The organism is Pseudoalteromonas sp. SR45-6, from assembly GCF_014163545.1.
GTDB lineage: Bacteria > Pseudomonadota > Gammaproteobacteria > Enterobacterales > Alteromonadaceae > Pseudoalteromonas > Pseudoalteromonas rhizosphaerae.
Genome location: NZ_JACJDM010000024.1, coordinates 30,775 through 55,151, shown reverse-complemented (window position 1 = coordinate 55,151; position 24,377 = coordinate 30,775). Strand labels below are relative to the sequence as shown.

Below are 24,377 nucleotides of genomic sequence, written 5' to 3'. Positions count from 1 at the left end.
ACTTCTCTGCTTAAGTATTATTATGAAAACTCTTTATTATCAAGCTCTACTGCTTCTTCTAAACGCGCAAACACATCTGGCATTGCTGAAGCAACTCGGTTCCAGCTTGGCACAAATGGCGCTTCCATTGGATACTGTAAAAAATGCTCACCTGCGTTCATAATGTTTTGCGCAAACATTTCTACTGCTTTTTCTTCTTGATGAATATCGAGTTTTAAGCCGTTCATCATGGCATCGTTATGATAAGTTTCAATAAAATCCAGTGCGATACGATAATAAGTTGCTTTAAGTGACCGAATGGTTTCCGTGGTAAATGTCACTCCTTGCGTGGCTAACTTACGAAACAGCGCTTTGGTGATATCTATCGACATTTTTGATAAGCCAGCCGCTTGATTATCCAGTGACAGCGCTTGGTGTTTATGATCATAGTTATCTGCAATATCTACTTGGCACAAGCGATTGTGTGAGTAGTTACGGTACATTTCAGACAGTACGCCAATCTCTAAGCCCCAATCGCTAGGAATACGAATATCGTTGAGCACATCACGGCGAAACGAAAATTCCCCCGCCAGCGGATAACGAAATGAATCCATATATTCAAGGTAGTCAGTGCTGCCTAAAATGGTTTTAAATGAACGCAATAAAGGAGTAACGAGTAAACGCGATACACGGCCATTGATCTTGCCATCAGCAGTACGAGGGTAAAAGCCTTTACAAAATTCATAGTTAAAGCGCGGGTGAGCAACTGGATAAATTAATCGCGCTAATAAACTACGGTCATAAGTTAAAATATCACAATCATGCAGTGCTATTGACTCAACTTTTGCCGTTGCCAATTTATAACCCATGCAGTACCACACATTACGGCCTTTGCCGAGTTCACGCGGCGCGACGCCTAACGCTTGCAACTCTTTATCGAGTGCTTGCAAACGTGGCCCTTCGTTCCAAAGCACGCGGTGATGTTGGTCAAGCTCTGCAAAAAATTGTAATGCATGACGATACTGACTCTCATCGGCCCTGTCTAAGCCAATCGTAATTTGCGACAAATAAGGAACATGTTTCAATTCTTGCACAATATTTTGTAATGCAGAGCCCTCAAGTTCACTGTACAAGGAGGGTAAAATCAAGCCCATTGGCCGTTGTTTTGAAAAGCTAACGAGTTCAGCTTCTAGATCAGCCAGCGGACGGTCGGCAATATTATGTAATGTTGTTATGATGCCATTTTGGTAAAAATCAGCCATGTGATTGCTCCTGATTAGACGCTAATTGCGCTTTGATAACACTTAGATCTGCTACTTCATCGAGCCAACCTTGTGGGGCTGGGTGTTCACTAACACGCCATGGTTTGTGGGATAATTTTGCCTTGGCTTTACTGGCAGGATTATTAATTAAAATCGCGATATCTGCGGCATCCAACATCGCCATATCATTTTGGCTATCACCCAGTGCAATAGTGGTGAAAGCATGACGACAATGTTTTTTAAATTGCTCTACTAACCAGTTTTGCGCTTTACCTTTATTGGTACTGCGATTTAAATGAATAAAACGCCCGCCTATTAACACTTCATAACCAAGCGGTTTTATTGCTTCTAAAAAGTCAAGTAGCTGTTGCTCTGTGCCTTGCCAAAAAAGCGGATCTGAATATTCACGAATACGGGCAAGTTCGCTTTGTGCTAGGCTCAAGTCTGTTATCTGACTGACTTCTTGCGCTGATAATTGACTGAACAAACGGTAATAAGCACTAAACTCGCTACCGTATTCAAGTAATTCACTGTACAACTGTTTATTGGTTGGCGACAGCGCATAACGCCAGTGTTCATCCAGCTCTTCGCAGCCAATTGGTTTTAATGAAAAATAATTTTTTGGAATATATACAGCCCCGCCATTTTCAATAATAAACGGCTGGTTTAACCCAAGTGATTTTTGCAGTGCGATTACCTCTGCAAACGTTTTGCTGGTATTGAATACTACAGCAATACCTGCGTGGCTCAATTGGCTTAAAAACGGAGCAATCTCAGTACATTGGTAATCGTTATGATCAAGTAACGTACCGTCTAAATCAGTGAAAATAAGTGGCATTGCAACATCATCAGCGCGAAGCTTCATGGCACTAATATCACGTACTTTATCTAGGCTCAGTAATGCATCGACTTGCTCTGGTAACTGAGTTAAATTTTCTCGCGTAATACGTTCAAAATGAGAAATAAATCGCACTAATTGTTGCTCATCGAACGTTCCTTGGCCTCGTCCTTTATGCGACAGTAATTTTTGCTCTTGCTCTAATCGCCACCCATATACGTCGGCAAATGACGGTGCTTTTAGCATCACGGTATAATCAATCATTGCAAAAATATCTTGGTATTCATTCGCTAAACAACTGTTTACACAGCGTCGCCAAATACCTTCAGGATCCTCGTATTGTTCTAATTGATTAACTGATTGATGTAATTGATAAGGTTGTTGCGCTATGCTACCAACACACCAACCTTCAAAAAAAATGATATCAACAGGCTGTTTATTAGTAGGCCATAACGCTTGCGTAACTGGATCATCGGTTTGTTTATCAAACTGTGGCAAAGGCACCCCTACTTCACCTGCAAGTAACGCGGTAAAAGTCTGCTGCATAAGTGCTGTATCATGGGTACCTGGCACACCACGCGTTGCAAATAACGGATGTACATCTTTACTTAATTGTTGACGATGCGCGTGGCTGTGATAAAAATCATCAATCGACATCGCAATACTATTAAACGCTGTATTACAGTTGATCCAAGTAACTAAAAAATCTGCTAATGTCGTTTTACCTGAGCCTTGGCAACCATTGATTGCCACCAGCATTGGACCATCAGTTGGTTTGCTGTGGAGAATATCTTCAGCGAGTGGGACGAAATACTGTTCACTCAAATACTGATATTTGAGTGGCAGCTGATGTTTTGCTAAAAATGGGGTGATATCCACAATATTTGTCTCTTGCATTAAACGCTCCTGATCAGTATGACACTGTTAATGAGGTAAATGCAGTTACTAGACCAGTTTTATAACTTTATATTTTTTAGTTAGTTAAAAAAATAGCGCATATTAAATGCGCTATTTTGGTGCAAATCATTAGCTGAATGTGCAAAATATTACGTTGGCTTATCAGCCTTTGGTAACACTAAATTAAGCACTATGCCTAAAATAGCGCATAGGCTCACGCCTTGTAAGCTAAATTCGTTGCCACCGATATGCATACCACCAATGCCACACACTAAAATGAGTGCCACAATACTGAGGTTACGTGGAGCCGTTAAGTCTTCTCCACTTTTCACTAACGAATTTAAACCCACCACAGCAATTGAGCCAAACAGCAAAATCATGATCCCCCCCATCACAGGTACTGGTATGGTTTGCAAACCAGCGCCCATTTTAGCCACAAACGCTAAAATAATGGCGATAATGGCAGTCCACATCATCACTTTAGGATTAAAGTTACGCGTAAGCATCACTGCACCGGTGACCTCTGAATAGGTGGTATTAGGTGGCCCGCCGAATATAGACGCTGCAGTAGTAGCTAATCCATCACCAAACAAGGTGCGATGTAAGCCCGGTTTTTTCAAATAGTCTTTATTGGTGACTTGGCTAATCGCCATCATATCGCCAATATGTTCAATAGCGGGGGCTATTGCCACCGGCACCATAAATAACACCGCTTGCCATTTAAACTCAGGCCAAGTAAAAGCTGGCATTGCAAACCACGGTGCATTAGTAACAGCATCAAATTGCACGATCCCTAAATATAGCGATAAACTGTAACCTGCGATGACTCCAGCTAAGATAGGGATCAGCTTAAATACACCTTTGCCCCATACCGCGAAAATTAGCGTCACTAACAACGAAAATGCCGCCACCCAAATGGCTTGCTCGTACGCAATCAACTGAATTGAACCATCGCCGCTTTTACCCATTGCCATATTAACTGCAACAGGTGCCAGTGCTAAACCAATTACCATGATCACCGGACCGACCACAACTGGTGGTAATATTTTATGCAGGGTAGCTACACCTTTTAATTTCACTAATAGACTTAACAACATATAAGCCCCGCCTGCAGCCATTAAGCCCCCCATTGTGGCAGGCACACCCCATAGCTGCACGCAGGCAATAATAGGGGCGATAAACGCAAATGATGAAGCTAAAAATATCGGCACCTGACCTTTAGTTACCAAATGGAACAGCAAGGTACCAATACCAGCCGTAAAAAGTGCCACATTTGGATCAAGCCCCGTTAATAAAGGAACTAACACCAAGGCACCAAAGGCGACAAATAACATTTGCGCCCCAGTTAAAATTGTTTTGATTGAAAAGGTAGAGTTATCCACTGTTAGACAGTACCAAAAATTTTATCGCCAGCATCACCAAGACCAGGAATTATATAGCCTTTCTCATTTAAGTGGCTGTCTAATGATGCGGTAAAAATCTCTACATCAGGATGAGCTGCAAGGGTTTTTTCAACCCCTTCAGGTGCGGCAACCAATACAATCACTTTAATTTCTTTACAACCCGCTTTTTTCAGCATATCGATAGTCGCAATCATCGAGCCCCCAGTTGCGAGCATTGGATCAATAACGAGGCTCAAGCGCTCATCAATTTTGCCTACTAACTTTTCAAAGTAAGGAATTGGTTCTAATGTTTCTTCATTACGTTGCAGGCCCACAACACTGACTTTTGCAGCAGGCAGTAACTGCATAACACCATCCATCATGCCAAGGCCAGCACGTAAAATTGGCACAACAGTAATTTTTTTACCTTTGATGTGTTCAACATCTAATTGATTACCATCCCAACTGGTAATTGTTACTTTTTCCAGTGGCAGGTTTTTAGTCGCTTCATAGGTTAATAATGTACCCACTTCAGACGAAAGCTCACGGAAACTCTTAGTACTAATGCCATATTCTCGCATAAGGCCAAGTTTATGTTGAACAAGTGGGTGGTTAATTACATGAATAGTCATAATAGCGCCTAAAAGAAAAATAAATTGCGCTTATTTTAGCTTAAAAAATTCCATCAGACTTTAAAAAAGCATGATCAGTGCAATAAAAAAATTATTTTATGTTCCTAATACAGCGCTTTATCTCATTTAATCCGATAATTGTCATTTTCAACGCAACTACACTATAATAATAGCTATGAATAATTTGCTCACATAGGTTTTATGTCAAAGTTTGTTATTGGGCTCTTGATTGGTATTTTAGCAATAATGCCTTCATTAGCGATGGCTAAAAAACCATTAAAGGTGCAAATGATGACCGACTTTGCATCACAGGAAAATGATGATCCATTTAACATAGCCACTCAATTTTTGCTCGATATTGAAAAGCAGCTCAATGGTGCAATCGCGTTAAACTTTATCACAGCGAGTAGATTAAGGGAGTGGCAACAATTGCATGCAATGAAAGATGTGTGTTTGTACAATAAAGTCAAAACACCTGATCGCCTTGAAAATGCATTATTTAGTACCTCCCCAATTATGGCTTTTCCGGCCAACCGCTTAGTGGTGTATAATCATCCAGAATTGCCTGAAAATATTAGTTTAAATGATGCGGTAAATAAATATAATCTCACCATCGGCATTGCTTCAGGGCGTTCATATGGTCACGAAATAGATAATTATATTACCAAGCATCCTAAATCATTTATGAGCTTAGGCGGCACAACAGGTGCTTATCGCCTTAGTCAAATGCTATTTCAAAATAAGTTCGATGCCGTTATTGAATACAGATCGGTGTTTACTTCTCGTCACGGTACAGATCCAAGCACAGAAAATATCCGCTATCTCAGCCTAGACGACACGAATCAAACAGTGTTTGGCTATATTGCATGCTCGCAGTCAGAACAAGGAAAGCAAGTGATTGCATTATTTGATCAAGCATTACAAACGCCTGAAATCCAGAAAATAATCATTAGTAGTCACACACAAATATTTGCACCGCCGGAGCAGGCGCTGATATTACACGCATTACAAGATGCTTTTAACGTAGCAATACCTGCACGCTGATTTAGTTGTTTAAAATTTGCTCCATCACCCAACTAGTATGTGCGGCCGAATGACCTGTTGACGGATGTGTAATATTTTCAAATAATGACGAGGCCATATTTTGCACATGATATTGTTGAACATGAGGCGGGTTTTCAATGCTCAGTTGTTGCTGACCACTTTCGTTAATAACCGTAATTGCTTGCTCATCAAATACGCTAAAGCTGATCTCGCCCTTTTCACCGTATAAAGTAACAACATCAAAACGAGAAAAACCACCAAAGTTCCAACTTCCTGAGCCGGTAATACCGTTTTTATGCTGCCAACACGCAGTGATTGCATCAAAAGCGCCATATAAGTTTTGCTGGTTTGTCGCCAGTCCTTTCACTTGTTCATAATCACCAAATAAGTAACCAAATAAATCGAGACCATGGCTGGCTAAATCATCAAAATAACCTCCTGGTGCGATAGTTTTATCGGTACGCCAATTGTAAACACCTGATCTATCTTGCTCGCTGGAGGCTTTACTTAAGTGCCAATTAATATGTCGCACCTGGCCGATTTCGCCCGTGTCAATCAGGCTTTTTACTTTATTAAAGCGCGGTAAAGAACGTCGATAATACGCGACGAACAAGGGAACATTTTTACTGCTGAAAGCTTCAAGAATAACTTCACTGTGAGCCAATGTAGGCGCCAGTGGTTTTTCAATACAACATGGTTTGCCCGCAGCAGCAACTTTTAGCGCAAGCTCCATATGGCTATCTGGAGGCGTTGCGATATACACGGCATCAATATCAGAACTTACGATCAATTCATCGGCCGTTTTAAATACCATAGGCACGTTATGGCGTTTTGCGTAATCTTCAGCGAGTGCGGTATCTCGTCGAGTAACGCCTTGCAACACAAAACCTTTCGTATTTTTATACGCAGGGCCACTTTTCACCTCGGTTACAGCGCCACAGCCAATCATTCCCCAACGGATCTGTTTCGTCATTCTACGTTACCCCAAAATTTGTTTTTGTAATTTGATATTGCATATAAGCATTAATTTTTACGTGTTCTGGACTCCAGCCCATTAAAAATCGGTAAAAGTCAGCCCATACAACTGGCCATAAGGTTTGCCATTCGTTAATAGCAGCATGGCTATATGCGCTTTTATCAAATATGTGCATGGCGTTGGCAAAATATTTAAAGTAATCGGCTAAGTAATCATCAGCTCTTTGTTGTAATTGCTGTTCATTTAAACAACTACCCAAAAAGTACATAACGTCAATAACACCTACTCCAGCGCCAACATATTGAAAGTCATATCCTAAAACTTCCATAGTCGAACTATTAACAGCGAAGTTCGCAAGTTTTGCATCACCATGAATAAGCGTTTGATACTGACATGCCCGAATAGTTTGATCGATGCTGTGTGCTTGTTGCTTGATAGCACAATCTGCCATTTTTTCATACTCGTCTGGCCGAGTGGCTAAATGCCAATAACTCCCCTGCGGCCATAAGCCATCAGCTTTGACTTGAAAATGAAAAGCATGAAAATACGCCAACCACTTAATAATGGCTGTAACATGTGTATGGATTGGTTTTGCGTTTACAAAGCCACACTCTGTAAAATCAGCAAACACTAAGACTTTGTGCTGCTCATGTTCTATGGCATTAAAACACCTTAAAGCACCTGCTCTAGATGGTAATCGCGTCGCATAATGCTGATACCAATAAAATTCGACTTCATAAGAGTGACGCTTTCGGTTAATTGCAAACTCAGTTTGCGAAATTCGCGGATGATTTATGTGATCGGGCACACTAATCGCTTTAATGACGCAGGCTTTACCGTCTAAACGACAACGCACTATTTCACCACAGCCACTCCATAAAGCAGTGATTGTTTCAGTGATTTTAATATTTTTATAATGAAGACCAATTAATGGCAGACAAAAAGACATACGCACCAATATTCATAAAACACCTAGTATGACATAAACATTTTAAGATTAAAGCGCTTACAGGCAACACAGCTCACTACTTAACTACATGTTAGCAATCATTATCTTTTGCCAGCTTACTATTTCAACATAATGTAAACCAATGCATTGATTGAAACGTATCAATCTGCACCAGTTATTAAACGAGTAATATATGTTTTCATTCTTTAAGAAAGACCCAACTAAAAAGTTACATAAGCAGCTTTCTATAAAACTAGAACAAGCAATGCATGCCCAACGTAATGGCGATATACGCAAATACTCAGAACTTTCCTTTGAAGCAGATCAAATAGACAAACAAATAATAGAGATAGAAAAACAAAACAAGTAAATATAATATTTAGCCTGCAGTCTAAAATTATTAAATGGGGCTTTTTATTGAGCCCCGTGAATCGTGGTTGAGTCAATTCATACAAATCAGCCCTTTACACAAACTCATCCACACTATTTCAACTACTTATCCTGACACCTAATGGTGCTGGGCTAGATTAAATGGAATGCACGCAAAGAAAATCCAAGCGCTTGGTAGTTATGGAATTTTATTTACATCGCGAGAAAAGTTGAGACACAGAGCAGCTCCTGCGTCATTATGACTTATTAACCATCTAAACAGCAGCGCATTATTTTACCTCAACCACTCCAAAGCGCCGTGACTTTTCCTATAATTTTGATATTTTGATAACGAAGACTAATTAAAAGTAGATAAAAAGACATACACACTAACGTTCATTTAACCAGCACCTAGTATGGCATAAACATTTTAAGATTAGAGCATCAAGAGCTTAGCTGACTCTATATATCAAAAATGTTAGCCATGATAGCGACGAATAGCCCAATATAAACGCTAGAAAGTATTTAAATTTCTACTGAGATGAGTAAAAACCGGAGGTATCGTAATACCTCCTATTTTAAAAGGTGTTGTTACTTAATAAAGTTATCTCGGATTAATGAAATCACTTCATCTGAGCGACCATTAAGAACGGCTTTTACTCCAAATAAGGCAGTAGAAGCAACTTGGTTAGCCTCTATTTTAGGAGGCATTACTAATTCCATGCGATTAACTTTAACTTCTAATAATGCAGGTCCTTTATGATCTAACCAAGCTTGCATCGTATCTGGGAGTCGCTCTGGAGTATCGACTTGCCACCCCTGCAGACCAATTTGTTCAGCTAATGAAGCAAAATTTGGGTTATGCAGACTCGTATAGTTATCTAGTAGACCTTCAACCCGTTGTTCCATTTCAACAAATCCAAGGGATTCGTTATTGAAAACCAATAATTTCACTGGGATTTGCTCTTGTACTAGTGTCAGCAAATCCCCCATTAACATTGTTAAACCACCATCACCACACATCGCAATCACTTGCCGATGTGGGTATGCATTTGCAATACCTAGCGCTTGGGGATACGCATTTGCCACTGTTCCATGCAGTAGGCTTGTTAAGAATCGACGCTCGCCTGTAGCCTCTAAATGGCGTAGTAACCAGACCATCGGACTCCCACCATCAGCGGTAAATATGGCATTTCTATCGGCTTTATCACTGAGTAATTGCGTTAGATACTGAGGGTGAATGAGCTCACTCTCATGCCTTGCTTTTCCTGCATACTCTTTTTTGTCCTTGTGCCACTGCTCTAGTGCATTATTTAGATGAGAATCATCAGAGCGCTGTTCAAGTAAAGGCAGTAATGCCTCAATTGTATTGGCTACATCACCCACCAACCCCAAATCGATAGGTGTACGTCTTCCTAAATGTTTCGCCTGTGTATCAACTTGAACAATTTGTGCATTTTTCGGATAAAACTGGGTATAGGCGAAGTCAGAGCCTAAACATAGCAATAGATCACAGTCATCCATTGCTTGCATGCCAGCCAAATTACCTAGTATACCTGTCATACCTACATTAAACGGATTATTAGGTTCAACAAACTCTTTTGAACGAGAGCTGTGTGCAATAGGTGCTTTTATTTTATCAGCAAGCGCAACTAGTTGGTCATGTGATTCACGTGCGCCAATCCCCGCATAAATCGTGATCCGCTTTGCACTATGGATCATACCCGCCAAGGTGTTTAAATCTGCGTCATTTGGACGAATTAACGGCTGTGGTTGGTGTACCGACCAAGCGATATCATCTTCAATTTTATTTTTAAATATATCGCCATTCACTACAACCACCGCGACACCTTGATGAGTTAACGCAGCTTGGGCCGCTTGGGCAACGATCCGTCTTGCTTGACTAGGATGATTAATACGCTGGCAAAAAACGGAGCACTGATCGTATATCTTAGTTTGGTCTAATTCCTGTGGAAACCCCATGCCTTCTTCAGAGCTATCTACATTTGAAGCAATGAGTACAACTGGCGATCCGTTACGATGGCTTTCAAAAATACCATTAACAAAATGCAAGCTTCCAGGACCACAGGTGCCGGCACACACAGCTAATTGCCTAGTCATATATGCTTCACCGCCAGCAGCGAATGCCCCCACTTCTTCATGTCGAACATTGATCCACTCTAGAGACGTTTTACTGATTGCATTAGTAAAGTGGTTAATTGTATCACCCACAATACCATAACAACGTTTTGCACCCGCTTTTATTAGCGTGTCAGCAATTACTTCGGAAACTGTAATACTCATTAATAATGCCCTCTATTATGTGCTGATAAAGTTTTTCCCATCGCTTGTGTTATGTCTTTAATGGGTTTGAATGTATCCGGTGAAGCCGCCTCCCACCAATCGCCATAGGCTGTATCTTTAGGTGCGTCAAGCAAGCTATTTGCAGGCAAAAGCGGGTGAATATCAATAATCGACTTAGATTGAGCAGCGTTAACACGGGTAATAATTTGATGCGGGTTAAGCTCGCTTGGGTGAATAACACCACTTGAGCCTACAATTTCAGCCAGTGCTGAGAGAGTTTTGGCATGAAAGCGAGCAGCCCGTTAAGATTGTATATCAATATCTAAGGAGCGTTGACGTTGCGGATCTTGTGTTGCAATGCCTGTAGGACAAGTTCCCTTGTCACAACGCCGCGCCTGAACGCAACCAATCGAAAACATAAATGCACGCGCCGCATTACACTAGTCAGCTCCTAAAGGAATGTGCTTTGCCATTCCCATACCATTATAAATTTTACCGCTGGCACCTAACTTAATATGTTTTCTGAGCCCTGTGCCCACTAACATATTTTGCATCATTACGAGACCATCTTCTAAAGGCATACCAACCCAATCAGACAGTTCACTAGGAGCTGCCCCGGTGCCGCCTTCGGCACCATCTACAACGATAAAATCAGGATAAATCCCTGTACTTAACATTGCTTTGCCTAATGCCATCACTTCATGAGGCATGCCAACACAGAGCTTCAGACCTACGGGTTTATTGCCTGATAACTGACGCATATTTTGCGCAAATTCCAGAAGCTCAATCGGGGTTGAAAATGCAGAATGCCCTGAGGGAGACAAGCAATCTTGATGAATAGGCACTTGTCGCGCGTTGGCTATTTCTTGGGTTACTTTAGAGCCTGGCAACATGCTACCATGACCCGGCTTTGCACCTTGGCTTAGCTTAATTTCAGTCATTTTTACTTGTTCGATTTGCGCTTGGTCAGCAAATTGCTTGGGATCAAAACGATCATGTTTATCACGACAACCAAAATAGCCAGTGCCGAGTTCCCATACAATATCGCCACCGTGTTTTTTATGATATTTGCTAAGCCCTCCTTCACCGGTGTCATGATAAAATCCACCAATTGAAGCGCCCTTATTTAAAGCCTCTATCGCTCGCCCAGATAAAGCACCGAAGCTCATGGCCGAAATATTTAATAAAGATGCATTATAGGGTTGGCTAGACTGCTCATTACCAATCGTGACACGTGGTTTTTTATCAGGCTCTGCGCTTGGTGCCATTGAGTGGCACACCCATGTATAACCATCTTCACGGACATTTCGCTCAGTGCCCAGCGGCTGTGTGTCACTTTTACCCTGAGCCCGATTATAAATAAGATTACGCGCAGCAAAACTATATGGCGTCCCTTCTAAATCATCTTCTACAATGTATTGACGCAAAAATGGACGCAAATCATAAAAAATATGGCGCACCCATGCAATTACAGGGTAATTTCTCAAAAGTGTATTACTCTTTTGAAAGCGGTCTCTAACGCCAAGAAAGGATAAAAGTGCAAGTATAATAATTAAACTGAGTGTCCAATAATTATATGAGTCAAAAATGATTAGAAACAAGGCTGTTATCGCCGCGCAAATAGGTAGAAAAGATCGTAGTACTAAATGAAAAAAAGACATGACTTGCTTCATGAGACTATAATCCTTTGTCTATTTTAATGAAAACAGCAAACACACTATTCCTAGGTGCGAGTGCAGCTTACTTAGTAAATAACTTATTTTTACCCTATCATTTACCTTCTGAACACCACCTTAAATAATCAACAAAAAATTTTATCTTACTCGTTTGGCGAGTTTACATATAAAGATTAATCAATAAATCTTATCGCAAAGCGACATGAATAAACTCTGTAGATAGATGTTGGCGATATTGTAAACATGTATGCTAGGATCTGAAGGTACTAAAAAATAGTCGGCTTTGATTTACTTTCATTCGCAAGTTTATGGCTTTTTGCATTACATTGGTGTTTGGCAACAATGACATTGCCCACTCACTTTAAGTACAAAAAGTGATTAGATCTAATCAAGTAAACTACCTAAGAAGGAATAGCTTACCCGCTTTAACTTGCGGGGTAAGCTATGATAAATAGAGAGTGGTTAAAACTGATACCTTACTGAAGCTTCAATATTACGTGGTGCGCCAAAGAAGCCTTGGTTATAAAAATCAATACTGGAGTAATATTTTTTATCAAACACGTTATTGATATTCATTTGGCCGCTAAACTGATCTGTAAACTTGTAACGCGCCATCATATTAACCAGCCAATAACTTGCTTGCTCTGCACGGTGAGCATTATTAGGACCTACATTTTCATTGTAGATTTCATTTTGCCAATGTGCATTAACACCAAATTTAAACGCTTCATTATAATCATACATTCCAGAGAGCTTAACTAAGTGTTCAGGGTTATGGGTTGCAAAATCATCACCATTTTCATCTTCAGATTTAGTGTGTGCATAACTGAAATTAGCGTTAAATGAATCAGTTACTTGCCCCGAAATTTCCACTTCAAAACCTTTACTCTGCGTACCTTTTTTTCCGATAGATGGAAAGCTACCATCAGGCAATGGTTCAGTGAATGAAGGGTCTAGTACTGCTACATTATCTTTTTCGACCTTAAATACGGCAGCGGTAACAAGTAATCGTTCATCAAGCCAAGTACTTTTTACGCCTGCCTCTAAGTTGCTACCCTCTACAGGATCAAGGCGTTGGTCATTTTTATCTTTTGCATTTTGTGGCTGGAATATTTCTGTATAGCTTGTATAAACTGATACGGCAGATACAGGTGAGAACACTAGCCCCGCATAAGGAGTGTTAATGCCCGTTTGTTTGTAATTATCAGCACTGTCTACCTCATTTTCATAATCATAGCGACTAAAGCGGTTACCTAGAACAAGGGTAAGTTTATCCGTTACACTCAGTTGTGTTGCAATATAAGCACCAACCTGCTGTTCGTTATTTTTTCCGGTAATAGCTGCATTTGCATAAGTAGGTTCAGATACACTGCCATCCCACTCTAAAAAGTTACCAACGGGATCACCACTAATAGCATAAAATGAATCAGAAGTGACATGCTGATCACTTAAGTTAGCCCCAACAATCAAGCGATGCTCTCGAGAAAACAACTCAAAAGGACCATCTGCGTATATGCGCGCACTATCCAAAGTACGATCACTTTGATAAATCATTGACGAACCACTCATACCAAGCCCAGTGTCTCGATCAGGATGCCCGCTTAAGTATAATAGTTTGCCATCCATTTTATCATCTCGGCGCTCATATTCAGCTCTCAACTGCCACCCATTTGTAAAGCTATGCGCTAAATTAACAAAGGCACTGGTATTATCGCGATCCCAATAGGTCCAGTTTGCTGCCGTTGTACTTGATATAGCTAAATCATCAGCAGAGGAGCCATCAGCATAAAATAAAGGCAATGCTCCCCATGTAGAGCCTTTAGGCCTACGTTTCGCATGCTCTATTCCGATGTTCATCTCAGTATTCGCGCCTAAATCAAAACCCACGGTTGTATAAAGTTGAAGATTATCTTTTTCAGCTAAATCAACATGGCTTTCACCTTGATCAATACTCGCAGCTACACGGCCACGAATACTGCCATCGCTATTGAGTGGCGTGTTAAAATCACCTTCAAGTCTAACATTTTGCCATGAACCAACTTTCGCAGTAACGTAACCTTGTTGTTCAAAACCTGCTTTTTTACGGATCAAATTGATTGCCGCTGAAGGTTCACCTGCTCCAGAGAGTAAGCCAGTGGCGCCTCTAACTACTTCCACACGCTCAAAAAGAATGGAATCTGATACTGCTTCTGAAAAAAAGCTATTGTAAAAAACCGGTAAGCCATCATACTGAAAATTGGTAACGGGATTACCACGTGCGCTAAAGAAAAAACGGCTGGTTTCTGCTTTTTGAACATTGATCCCCGCAGCCATTCCCACGACATCTGCAACATTATCTAGTGCAAAGTCTTGAATTGCTTGCGCATCAATTACAGAGATAGACTGAGGAGTTTGTTGCACTGAAAGCATTAAGCCTGTAGCGCTGGTATTATATTCTAACCGTTGCCCTAGCACAGAGATTTTTTCGATATTTGCTTCTTCTGTGCCTTGCTCATTTGCAAAAGCTACACTCGACATTGCTAATGTAACTGCCATAGAGATGTAAGAAATAGTTGGATTAAACATGGACCCTCAAGTCAAATAAAAACAATTTGCACTTAGATTAACGTTTTTTAACAACAAATACAATCATAAAGTTTTACAACCTATAGACTTACAATTGAATAACATATTACTGTGCCGGCGGAATAACACTTGTCTTATTAACGAATAAATATGGATTCTAAGTTTTTTTAGCACAAAAAAAGCGCCTATACTGCAGGCGCTTACATTGTTGAATTAAAAAATATTACTGATTAACAACACTTTTCAGTGGGTTTATCGGTTTTGCATTTTCGTCTAATAAGTTCATATCAAAATCAAACTCATCAACACGAATTGCGCGTTCACGTTTTTTGTTGTAATCAATCAGTTTAGCGTATTCTTCTTCAGTGATTACATTTGCTACAAGTGCATTATCAAGAGTAAGTGCAAAACGAATACCTGGTTTGATTGTTTTAGCACGCAAGGCTTTTTTCACTTTTGCGAGTAAATCTAAACAGCCCATTTTCGCTTTATACGCTTGCTCGTTAATGTAATGTCCATCACCTTCAATAGGTTTAACTAAGTGTGTGATTTGCTTTTTAAATGCCGTGTCAAGTTGCGCTTGTGTAGCTAATTCGCGAATTAAGTCATCGCTAATTTTTGGCATTTTAGTCGAATAGTTCATGGTAATAAAACGCATAAACTTACGTGTGCCACTTGCAGGGAAGTTGTCTAAAAACTTATGCAATGCTTGTTCGGCGCTTTGTAATGCAAAACGTGTTGCGTAGTGGAAATATGGCGCTGCTTGCTCGCGTTCACTGCTTGCCACTTTTTGCTCATAATATTTAATTGATGCCATTGCCGCATATAAGAAGCTCATTACATCGCCTAAACGGGCTGATAGCATTTCCGCTTGTTTAAGTTTTCCGCCGAGTACCAGTAACGAAAAATCTGCATATACTGCTAATTTAGCTGATAATTTATGAGCTGCTTTTTCATATTCACGTACTTCTGGAAGTGGTGAATTAGCACCGGCAGTAAACGGTAATACGCCTAAACGAAATGCACGTAAACTGTTTGCTACGCTATAACCGACTGTTTTGCGTAGAATGCTGTTAAATTCTTTATCTGCGTTTTTATCTTCGCTGTGGATTGATTCAACCATCGATTGTAAATATGGGTGACAACGCATTACACCTTGACCAAAGATCATCAAGTTACGGGTAAGAATATTAGCGCCTTCAACCGTGATGGCAATTGGCTGCGCAACATAGCCGCTTGCTAACGTATTTTGCGGGCCGTTCTGAATTGCTTTACCAGCTTGAATATCCATTGCTGAGTCAAGCACGTCGCGACCAATTTCAGTCATGTGATATTTTGCAATTGCAGTCACAACCGATGGCTTTAAGCCCATGCCTAAACCTTCGGTTGTAAGTACACGCATTGCTTCTTGTAGGTATGTTTTACCAGCAATATCAGCGAGTTTTTCTTGAATACCTTCAAACTGACCGATTGCTAAGCCAAATTGCTCACGTACCGCAGCATATTCAGACGCACCTTTAAATGCTACCTGAGATGAACTAACACCTAATGCAGGTAATGAAATACCACGGCCAGCACCTAAACAGCTAACCAACATTTGCCAGCCTCGGCCGATGTTCTTTTGCCCACCAATAATGAAGTCCATTGGTACAAATACTTTGTTGCCACGCGTAGTACCGTTGTAAAAACGAATCCCCATTGGATCATGGCGATTACCAAGTTCAACACCTGGGTGCTCTTTTGGAATAAGTGCACACGTAATACCGAGGTTTTCTTTACCACCTAGCAAGCCATTTGGATCAACCACTTTAAATGCTAAACCAAGTACGGTGGCAATTGGCGCAAGGGTGATATAACGCTTGTCCCAAGTGATCTCAAGACCAAGTACTTCTTCGCCGTTATACATGCCTTTAGTCACAGTACCTAAATCTGGAATGCCACCGGCATCAGAACCAGCCTCTGGGCTTGTGAGTGCAAAACATGGAATGTCACGGCCATTGGCTAGGCGTGGTAAATAATGTGCTTGCTGCTCTTTAGTACCAAAGTGCAGTAGTAACTCACCAGGGCCTAACGAGTTAGGAACCATAACGGTTACTGCAACAGCAGAACTTTTAGTGGCGATTGTGCCAACGATAGTTGAGTTTGCGTAAGGGCTAAACTCTAAACCACCGAATGATTTAGGAATGATCAGTGAAAAGAAACGTTCCTTTTTCAGAAAATCTAAAATGTATTCAGGTAAATGAATGCCATTTTGAATTTCTGTATCGTCGATCATACCCAATAGCTCTTGTAATGGGCCGTCGATAAATGCTTGTTCATCTGCGCTCAATACAGCAGCAGGGACTGCGCGAAGTGCGTTGAAGTCAGGCTTACCTTGGTAAATAGAGCCTTCTAACCACACATCACCCGCATCAAGGGCTTCTTGTTCAGTGATAGAAATACTTGGTAATACTTTTTTTAATTTTGTACGTAAACTCATAATCAACTCATCCGACCAGACAATAATACCTACATTACGTCATAAAAAATGGTTTAGATCAATTACTCTAAGCAATTTTTTAACAGTTTTTTCAATTTATTTATTTTTAGGCTATCTAAGCCATTGAATAAAAAGAGCTAACACTTGTACGCTGAAAAGTATTTAGTTGATTTTTTTTTACTAAAAAACGCTAAAATAATTAAACCTCAATAACAATAGAAAAAAATGAGGGAAAATAAACATATGTTAAAGTTTGTGCAAGGTATTACTGTTAGCTTATCGACTGTTAACTAACACTGTAAATCACCACTAAAAGTCAGCTAATTTGCCATTACACAGTTTTATTAATGTATTGGGATCAAGTGCAATTTCAAGGCCGCGTTTACCAGCGCTTACATAAATAATATCAAACTGCTTTGCGCTACTATGAAGGTAAGTTGCTAAGCGTTTTTTTTGCCCTAATGGACTTACGCCACCAAGAATATATCCGGTGCTATTTTCTACCTTTTGTGCAGCGGCCATATGTACTTTTTTAACACCACATGCTTTTGCTAAGAGCTTTAAGTTAACTTGTTGACTCACAGGCGTAATTGCCACTACTAACTGCAATTCATTGGTTTCAAATACTAAGGTTTTGAAAACCTGCTCAGCGGCTAGATTTAACTTTTCAACAGCTTCTAAACCAAAGCTATGTGTACTTGAGTTATGCTCATAACTGAGCAGCTCAAAAGTGGCCTTGTGTTTTTTTAATAATTGTGTGGCTGGCGTCATGACTAACTCCATTGAATTGTTAACTGCTTTAAAATTAACAAAAAAAAGAGTACCAAGGTACTCTTTTTTAAACTATATATACTGGCTAAATAATATTAACAACAGGGATTAAACGACTCTTTGCAGCCATTTTATTACCATAAATACGCATAGAGCTTATTGCCAATGCAATAACGACAGCGCACCCGAGTAACCAAAATGCCGAAAACATCGGAGATTGCTTAAAGTTACCCACTTGATACACCACAGAGGCTGTGATGTAAGCAAGCCCTGTTGACCAAATTGCAACAAATAGCATCCATTTCATTCCAGCTTCTCGGTACATAGCGCCCATCACCGCCACACACGGTGTATAAAGCAATACAAAAACTAAGTAACTGAATGCAGCAAGTTGACTGCTAAATAGGTTTTCCATGGTTGCGAAGGTCGATACATTCACTTCTTGATCAATGGCCGCACTACTTTGATCGCTCACATTAGTGACATTTAAACCCAGTGGATCGAGTAAATTACCAAATACGTCTATTAGGTTTGCAGGAATACTCGCGAATGCTTCAGCCACTTTATCGATGACATTAACTGGCTCTTCATTCACAGCCGCTACGCCATCTAAATTTGAATATAAACTATCTAAAGTGCCAACTACTGCCTCTTTAGCAAATACGCCAGTAAAAATACCGACAGTTGCAGGCCAATTATCTTGCTCTACCCCGATAGGAGCAAACACCGGTGTTGCAATTTTTGAAATTTCACTGAGCATCGATTTATCTGTGTTGTCATTGCCAAAAGTAAAATCAGTACCTATGGAGCTTAATATTTTTAAAATAACAAACACCACAATTATAGTTTTACCGGCGCGCATACAAAAGCTTTTTAAGCGCTCCCATGCTTTGTAAAGTACGCCTTTTGCCGTTGGCATATGATACGCAGGTAATTCGAGAATAAACGGGGTAAGCGTTGGACTAAACAAGGTATTTTTAAGTACCAAACCGGTTAATACCGCCATAACAATACCTAAAATATACAGTGCAAATACTAAGTTTTGGCCATTAGTGGTAAAAAAGGCAGCGACAAACAAGGCATACACACTTAAGCGCGCGCCACATGACATAAATGGTGACATGGCAATAGTCAGTAAGCGATCTTTATGGGTTTCTAAAGTACGAGTTGCCATTACTGATGGCACGTTACAGCCAAAGCCAACAATTAAAGGCACAAACGCTTTACCCGGTAAACCAATGGCGCGCATTAATCTATCCATGATAAAAGCAGCACGCGCCATATAACCTGAATCTTCAATAAAGGCTAAACAAAAGTATAAAAAGCCAATCACCGGGATAAAGGTGGCAACAAGCTGAATACCACCACCTATACCGTCCGCAAGCAATGCGCGTAGCCAATCAGGTGCGCCTAATGAAGTTAATATTTCACCAAAGCCATCGACTAAAATCGCACCTACAGCAATATCGAAAAAGTCTATAAATGCGCCGCCTACATTTACCGCAACAGTAAACATTAAATACATGATCCCTAAAAATATTGGGATCCCTAAAAAACGATTGATCACTACCGCATCTATTTTATCACTAATGGTTTCAGAGGCGATGCCTTTAGTATTTTGAGCAAGTTCAGCCAGTTGATGGGCAAACTCATAACGACCATTGGCAAAAAGCACATCAAGTTCATGGTGATCGGCAAACTGTTCAAATTCAGCTTTTGCCACTGCCAGTGTTTGTTTATCAGCATAGCCAAAACAGCTTTCATCTTGCTCTAATAACCGCAATGACAACCAATCAGTGTCGATGTTTTCTATCGGTTTATTATTGGCAGTAAAACTGGCTGCAATGTTGTTGGCCGCTTGCGTTATTTTTTGCTCATAACTAGGGATATGCATTGATACTTTTTTAAGTTTAAGCCCTTGTGCAATAAACTCTTTTAAACCAGTAATGTCTGTTTTATTATTTGCACTTAAGGCAATCACAGGGCATCCAAGTCGCTTTTCTAGCGCCTTTGGATCCGTTACTAAACCATTTCGTTTTGCCACATCGACCATATTTAGCACGACGAGTAAAGGTACTTTCATCTCAAGCAGCTGAGCGGTGAGGTATAAATTGCGTTCAAGATTTGATGCATCAAGAATATTGATGATCAGTTGTGATTCACCACTGAGTGCATAATCACGCGCAATTTTTTCATCTAAAGGGGTTTGTGCATTTACATCTAAAGAATAAGTGCCGGGCAAATCAACCAAGTCGACAGTCTGATCAGCCACTTTAAATTGACCAATTTTCTTATCGATGGTCACCCCTGACCAGTTACCTACTTTCTGTTTGCTACCGGTTAAAGCGTTGAATAGTGTAGTTTTACCACAGTTTGGGTTACCTATTACGGCAATGTTTGGATTCATACTGCGAGTTCCAAATTAATTGATTTTGCCTCGGATTTACGAAGACTAAGAACGGTACCGCGAACTTTGACAATCATCGGATCGCCAAATGGAGAAAAGCGTAATACGTGGACAGGAGCGCCTGGCGTTAAACCCATTGCAAGTAATTTCTGGCGCAACAAACTCGCATTAGGATCGATGCTTACAACAGAGCCATGTTGGCCAATTACTAATTCGTCTAACGTTAACATGCCATCTCATTTCATTTAATACATCAATGGCGCTGATTTTACGCCGATTATTCAATCATGCAAGTGAGACTAATTATCATATCGATAAGTAATGCAAAATAAAGCAGCAATGGCATTTAATTACCCATATAGGTAGGGGCCGAAATTTCATTTGATAAGATAAAATAGCCGTTAAGTGACAGGTGATTAACGAGCCTAATCGCTCTGTAAAGGTAGCATTATGAATATGTATTACTGCGTGGTTGTCAACAAAGCGCTTATTTTTGTCAGATTAATAAGCTTTTGTTAGCCAATAAAAAATGGCGCTAATTAGCGCCATTTTGTAAGTAATGAGTGATTACTTAGTTAAATCATCAAAGAACTTTTTTACACCATCAAAAAAGCCTTTTTCTTTTGGACGGTTTTTAGAACCATCCTTACCCATGCTTTGCTCAAGCTCTTGCAATAACTCGCGTTGGCGTTCATTTAACTTAACGGGTGTTTCTATTACCACTTTACAGATCAAGTCACCAACTGCGCCACTACGGACAGACTTAACACCTTTACCGCGCATACGGAACATTTTGCCCGTTTGACTCTCAGCTGGGATCTTCAATTTAGCACGACCATCTAAAGTCGGTACTTCAATTTCGCCACCAAGAGCAGCCGTTGTAAACCCAATCGGCACTTCACAATATAGGTTATTACCATCACGCTCAAAGATACGGTGTTCACGTACCGATACCTGCACATACAAGTCACCAGCGGGTGCACCATGTACCCCTGCTTCACCTTCGCCAGATAAACGAATGCGGTCGCCAGTATCAACTCCGGCTGGGATTTTAACCGATAATGTTTTGGTTTTTTCCACACGGCCTTGACCATGACAGCTATTACATGGATCAGAAATTATCTGACCAGTGCCCTGACAGGTTGGACAGGTTTGTTGCACAGCAAAAAAACCTTGGCGCATTTGCACTTGGCCTGCACCATGACAAGTCGTACATGTTTTCGGTTTAGAACCCGCTTTTGCACCGCTGCCGTCACACGGCTCACAGCTCACCCACGTAGGTACTTTAATTTCTACTTCTTTACCACGAACCGCTTCTTCTAAGCTTAAGTCCATGTTGTAACGTAGGTCTGAACCTCGTTGCTGACGCGATTGACGACGGCCACCACCGCCTCCAAAAATATCACCGAACACGTCACCAAATACATCACCAAAGTCACCATGGCCGCCACCAAAGCCGCCATGACCACCACCGCCACCGCCTTGTTCAAACGCAGCATGGCCGTATTGATCATACATTTGACGTTTTTGACTGTCAGTGAGGATCTCGTAAGCTTCTTTTACTTCCTTGAATTTAGTTTCAAGTTCTTTATCGCCTGCGGTACGATCTGGATGATATTTCATCGCTAAGCGTTTATACGCTTTTTTTACGTCTCTTTCGCTGGCGTCTTTTGCCACTCCAAGGACTTCATAATAATCGCGTTTTGACATATCTATCACACTACTCTTTTCTTACTGCAGCATTGCTGCGGATAAATCGATAAATCGTATCGATTTATCATCTAATTTACATGCAAAAGGCGCGTCAAGCTTTAGCCCGCGCGCCTTAGTTGTTCATCCTAACTTAAATTGCGATATCAGTCATCGTGTTTTCAGTTAGGCGAAGCGCTAACAACAATTACTTGTCGTCTTTAACTTCTTCGAACTCAGCATCCACTACGTCGTCATCTTTCTTCGCAGATTGTTGCTGCTCGGCACCGGCGTCACCACCTTGTTGTGCTTTAGCTTGTGCAATTTCCATTAACTTTTGTGACTTTTCAGCAAGCGCTTGAGTTTTTGCTTCAATCTCGTCTTTTTTGTCACTCTTAATCGCAGCTTCAAGGTCAACAACAGCCGCTTCAATTGCGTCTTTGTCTTCGCTTGGCAGTGCATCACCCGCTTCTTCAATTTGCTTACGTGTACCGTGAACAAGTGCATCAGCTTGGTTACGTGCAGCTACTAACTCTTCAAACTTTTTATCGTCTTCTGCGTGTGCTTCGGCATCACGAACCATTTTTTCAACTTCTTCATCGCTTAAGCCTGAAGATGCTTGAATGGTGATTTTTTGCTCTTTACCTGTGTCTTTATCTTTTGCAGATACATGTAAGATACCATCAGCGTCCACATCAAAAGTAACTTCGATTTGTGGTGTACCACGTTGTGCTGGACGAATACCTTCTAGGTTAAATTGACCTAGTGATTTGTTGTCGCTAGCACGTTTACGCTCACCTTGTAAGACATGGATAGTTACTGCGGCTTGATTATCTTCAGCAGTTGAGAATGTTTGCGATTTCTTCGTTGGAATAGTCGTATTTTTCTCAATTAACGCAGTCATTACAGAGCCCATAGTCTCAATACCTAGAGATAATGGCGAAACGTCTAGTAATAGTACATCTTTCACATCACCAGCAAGTACACCACCTTGAATCGCTGCGCCCACGGCTACTGCTTCATCAGGGTTAACGTCTTTACGTGGCTCTTTTCCGAAGAAATCAGCAACTGTTTTTTGTACTAAAGGCATACGTGTTTGACCACCAACAAGGATGATGTCGTCAATGTCGCTTACTGATAAATCAGCATCAGCAAGGGCACGTTTTAATGGCTCTAGTGACTTCATTACTAAATCTTCAACTAGTGACTCAAGCTTAGCGCGTGTTAGTTTCACGTTCATGTGCTTAGGACCAGTTGCATCAGCAGTTACGTACGGAAGATTTACTTCTGTAGATTGTGCAGATGATAATTCAATTTTTGCTTTTTCAGCCGCTTCTTTAACACGTTGCATTGCAAGTGGATCAGTTTTTAAGTCTAAACCTTGATCTTTTTTGAATTCAGCAACTAAATAGTTGATTACGCGGTTATCGAAATCTTCACCACCTAAGTGAGTGTCGCCATTTGTAGCTAGTACTTCAAATGTGTGCTCACCTTCAACTTCATCAATTTCAATGATTGATAAATCGAAAGTACCACCACCTAAGTCATATACTGCAACAACGTTTTCGCCTTTGTTTTTGTCCATGCCATAAGCAAGGGCAGCAGCAGTTGGCTCATTGATGATACGTTTAACTTCAAGACCTGCAATACGCCCAGCATCTTTAGTAGCTTGACGTTGTGAATCATTAAAGTAAGCAGGTACTGTAATAACCGCTTCAGTTACTGCTTCACCTAAGAAGTCTTCAGCTGTTTTTTTCATTTTTTTCAAAACTTCAGCTGAAATTTGTGGTGCAGCGCGTTTTTCGCCGCCCGCTTCAACCCATGCATCACCATTATCTGCTTTGATAATTTTAAAAGGCATGATGCCGATATCACGTTGTACTTCTTCGTCTTCAAAGCGACGACCAATTAAACGCTTAATTGCAAATAATGTGTTTGTCGGGTTAGTAACCGCTTGACGTTTAGCAGATTGACCTACTAAAGTTTCACCGTCTTGCGTATAAGCTATAATAGACGGAGTGGTACGATCGCCTTCCGCGTTTTCAATAACACGTGCTTTGCCACCATCAAGTACTGCAACACAAGAGTTAGTAGTACCTAAGTCGATTCCGATAATTTTACCCATGAAATATCTCCAACTTCAAAATTCATTAATACG

General features: G+C 40.7%; 16 protein-coding genes and 1 pseudogene. 2 read left to right on the top strand and 15 right to left on the bottom strand.

What is annotated here, in order from left to right:
• Positions 1 to 20: 20 nt before the first annotated feature.
• The 4 genes from H5158_RS11895 to upp form a co-directional block, all read right to left on the bottom strand.
• Entirely contained in the window at positions 21 to 1,241 is a 1,221-nt protein-coding gene (locus tag H5158_RS11895) for a glycosyl transferase (protein WP_149980138.1), read from the bottom strand.
• Positions 1,234 to 2,976, bottom strand: a complete 1,743-nt coding sequence (locus tag H5158_RS11890) for an HAD-IIB family hydrolase (RefSeq protein ID WP_182740084.1) — start codon at positions 2,974 to 2,976, stop codon at positions 1,234 to 1,236. The genes H5158_RS11895 and H5158_RS11890 overlap by 8 nt, the downstream gene beginning before the upstream one ends.
• Before the next feature lie 149 nt (positions 2,977 to 3,125).
• A complete protein-coding gene (locus tag H5158_RS11885) occupies positions 3,126 to 4,358 on the bottom strand; it encodes a uracil-xanthine permease family protein (protein WP_182718725.1) in 1,233 nt (410 codons plus the stop codon).
• Positions 4,359 to 4,360: 2 nt separating this feature from the next.
• Complete coding sequence (gene upp, locus H5158_RS11880; RefSeq protein WP_145236059.1) at positions 4,361 to 4,990, bottom strand: uracil phosphoribosyltransferase; 630 nt, start codon at positions 4,988 to 4,990, stop codon at positions 4,361 to 4,363.
• Between the two features lie 201 nt (positions 4,991 to 5,191).
• Between upp and H5158_RS11875 the strand changes: the two genes are divergently transcribed.
• Positions 5,192 to 6,034, top strand: a complete 843-nt coding sequence (locus H5158_RS11875; protein ID WP_182718724.1) for an ABC transporter substrate-binding protein — start codon at positions 5,192 to 5,194, stop codon at positions 6,032 to 6,034.
• A 1-nt stretch (position 6,035) separates the two neighbouring features.
• On the opposite strand, the gene H5158_RS11870 is transcribed toward H5158_RS11875, so the two are convergent.
• Together H5158_RS11870 and H5158_RS11865 are read right to left on the bottom strand one after the other, a co-directional pair.
• Positions 6,036 to 7,007, bottom strand: a complete 972-nt coding sequence (locus tag H5158_RS11870; RefSeq protein ID WP_182718723.1) for a Gfo/Idh/MocA family protein — start codon at positions 7,005 to 7,007, stop codon at positions 6,036 to 6,038.
• A gap of 1 nt (position 7,008) precedes the next feature.
• Positions 7,009 to 7,959 carry an oxidoreductase family protein gene (locus H5158_RS11865; protein ID WP_182740083.1) on the bottom strand — a complete coding sequence of 317 codons (951 nt, stop codon included), beginning with the start codon at positions 7,957 to 7,959 and terminating at the stop codon, positions 7,009 to 7,011.
• Between the two features lie 193 nt (positions 7,960 to 8,152).
• On the opposite strand from H5158_RS11865, the gene H5158_RS11860 reads away from it, so the two are divergent.
• Positions 8,153 to 8,329 carry a DUF6435 family protein gene (locus H5158_RS11860; RefSeq protein ID WP_182718721.1) on the top strand — a complete coding sequence of 59 codons (177 nt, stop codon included), beginning with the start codon at positions 8,153 to 8,155 and terminating at the stop codon, positions 8,327 to 8,329.
• 590 nt (positions 8,330 to 8,919) lie between these two features.
• Here H5158_RS11860 and H5158_RS11855 read toward each other — a convergent pair.
• From H5158_RS11855 to dnaK, 9 genes and pseudogenes are all read right to left on the bottom strand, one after another.
• Positions 8,920 to 10,632 carry a thiamine pyrophosphate-dependent enzyme gene (locus H5158_RS11855; protein WP_182740082.1) on the bottom strand — a complete coding sequence of 571 codons (1,713 nt, stop codon included), beginning with the start codon at positions 10,630 to 10,632 and terminating at the stop codon, positions 8,920 to 8,922.
• 302 nt (positions 10,633 to 10,934) lie between these two features.
• Positions 10,935 to 11,900, bottom strand: a pseudogene (locus H5158_RS23125) (glutamate synthase-related protein).
• A gap of 870 nt (positions 11,901 to 12,770) precedes the next feature.
• Positions 12,771 to 14,873: a TonB-dependent siderophore receptor gene (locus H5158_RS11845; RefSeq protein ID WP_182740081.1), complete on the bottom strand. Its 2,103-nt coding sequence runs from the start codon at positions 14,871 to 14,873 to the stop codon at positions 12,771 to 12,773.
• A 223-nt stretch (positions 14,874 to 15,096) separates the two neighbouring features.
• Positions 15,097 to 17,352 carry an acyl-CoA dehydrogenase gene (locus H5158_RS11840; protein ID WP_182740080.1) on the bottom strand — a complete coding sequence of 752 codons (2,256 nt, stop codon included), beginning with the start codon at positions 17,350 to 17,352 and terminating at the stop codon, positions 15,097 to 15,099.
• 309 nt (positions 17,353 to 17,661) lie between these two features.
• Complete coding sequence (gene ybaK / locus H5158_RS11835) at positions 17,662 to 18,123, bottom strand: Cys-tRNA(Pro) deacylase (RefSeq protein WP_145236081.1); 462 nt, start codon at positions 18,121 to 18,123, stop codon at positions 17,662 to 17,664.
• Positions 18,124 to 18,208: 85 nt separating this feature from the next.
• The gene (feoB, locus tag H5158_RS11830; RefSeq protein ID WP_182740079.1) at positions 18,209 to 20,530 is read right to left on the bottom strand and encodes a Fe(2+) transporter permease subunit FeoB; all 2,322 of its coding nucleotides are present in this window, start codon (positions 20,528 to 20,530) and stop codon (positions 18,209 to 18,211) included.
• Positions 20,527 to 20,760: a FeoA family protein gene (locus tag H5158_RS11825; protein ID WP_149980124.1), complete on the bottom strand. Its 234-nt coding sequence runs from the start codon at positions 20,758 to 20,760 to the stop codon at positions 20,527 to 20,529. The genes feoB and H5158_RS11825 overlap by 4 nt, the downstream gene beginning before the upstream one ends.
• 337 nt (positions 20,761 to 21,097) lie before the next feature.
• On the bottom strand, positions 21,098 to 22,240 hold the full coding sequence (gene dnaJ / locus H5158_RS11820) for a molecular chaperone DnaJ (RefSeq protein ID WP_145236090.1): 1,143 nt from the start codon (positions 22,238 to 22,240) through the stop codon (positions 21,098 to 21,100).
• Between the two features lie 187 nt (positions 22,241 to 22,427).
• Entirely contained in the window at positions 22,428 to 24,344 is a 1,917-nt protein-coding gene (gene dnaK / locus H5158_RS11815) for a molecular chaperone DnaK (protein ID WP_149980123.1), read from the bottom strand.
• Positions 24,345 to 24,377: the final 33 nt, after the last annotated feature.

Coding starts and splice junctions, on each gene's coding strand:
- H5158_RS11895 (WP_149980138.1), bottom strand. CDS start 1,241: ATGGCTGATTTTTACCAAAATGGCATCATAACAACATTACATAATATT.
- H5158_RS11890 (WP_182740084.1), bottom strand. CDS start 2,976: ATGCAAGAGACAAATATTGTGGATATCACCCCATTTTTAGCAAAACAT.
- upp (WP_145236059.1), bottom strand. CDS start 4,990: ATGACTATTCATGTAATTAACCACCCACTTGTTCAACATAAACTTGGC.
- H5158_RS11875 (WP_182718724.1), top strand. CDS start 5,192: ATGTCAAAGTTTGTTATTGGGCTCTTGATTGGTATTTTAGCAATAATG.
- H5158_RS11870 (WP_182718723.1), bottom strand. CDS start 7,007: ATGACGAAACAGATCCGTTGGGGAATGATTGGCTGTGGCGCTGTAACC.
- H5158_RS11865 (WP_182740083.1), bottom strand. CDS start 7,959: ATGTCTTTTTGTCTGCCATTAATTGGTCTTCATTATAAAAATATTAAA.
- H5158_RS11860 (WP_182718721.1), top strand. CDS start 8,153: ATGTTTTCATTCTTTAAGAAAGACCCAACTAAAAAGTTACATAAGCAG.
- H5158_RS11855 (WP_182740082.1), bottom strand. CDS start 10,632: ATGAGTATTACAGTTTCCGAAGTAATTGCTGACACGCTAATAAAAGCG.
- H5158_RS11845 (WP_182740081.1), bottom strand. CDS start 14,873: ATGTTTAATCCAACTATTTCTTACATCTCTATGGCAGTTACATTAGCA.
- H5158_RS11840 (WP_182740080.1), bottom strand. CDS start 17,352: ATGAGTTTACGTACAAAATTAAAAAAAGTATTACCAAGTATTTCTATC.
- ybaK (WP_145236081.1), bottom strand. CDS start 18,123: ATGACGCCAGCCACACAATTATTAAAAAAACACAAGGCCACTTTTGAG.
- feoB (WP_182740079.1), bottom strand. CDS start 20,530: ATGAATCCAAACATTGCCGTAATAGGTAACCCAAACTGTGGTAAAACT.
- H5158_RS11825 (WP_149980124.1), bottom strand. CDS start 20,760: ATGTTAACGTTAGACGAATTAGTAATTGGCCAACATGGCTCTGTTGTA.
- dnaJ (WP_145236090.1), bottom strand. CDS start 22,240: ATGTCAAAACGCGATTATTATGAAGTCCTTGGAGTGGCAAAAGACGCC.
- dnaK (WP_149980123.1), bottom strand. CDS start 24,344: ATGGGTAAAATTATCGGAATCGACTTAGGTACTACTAACTCTTGTGTT.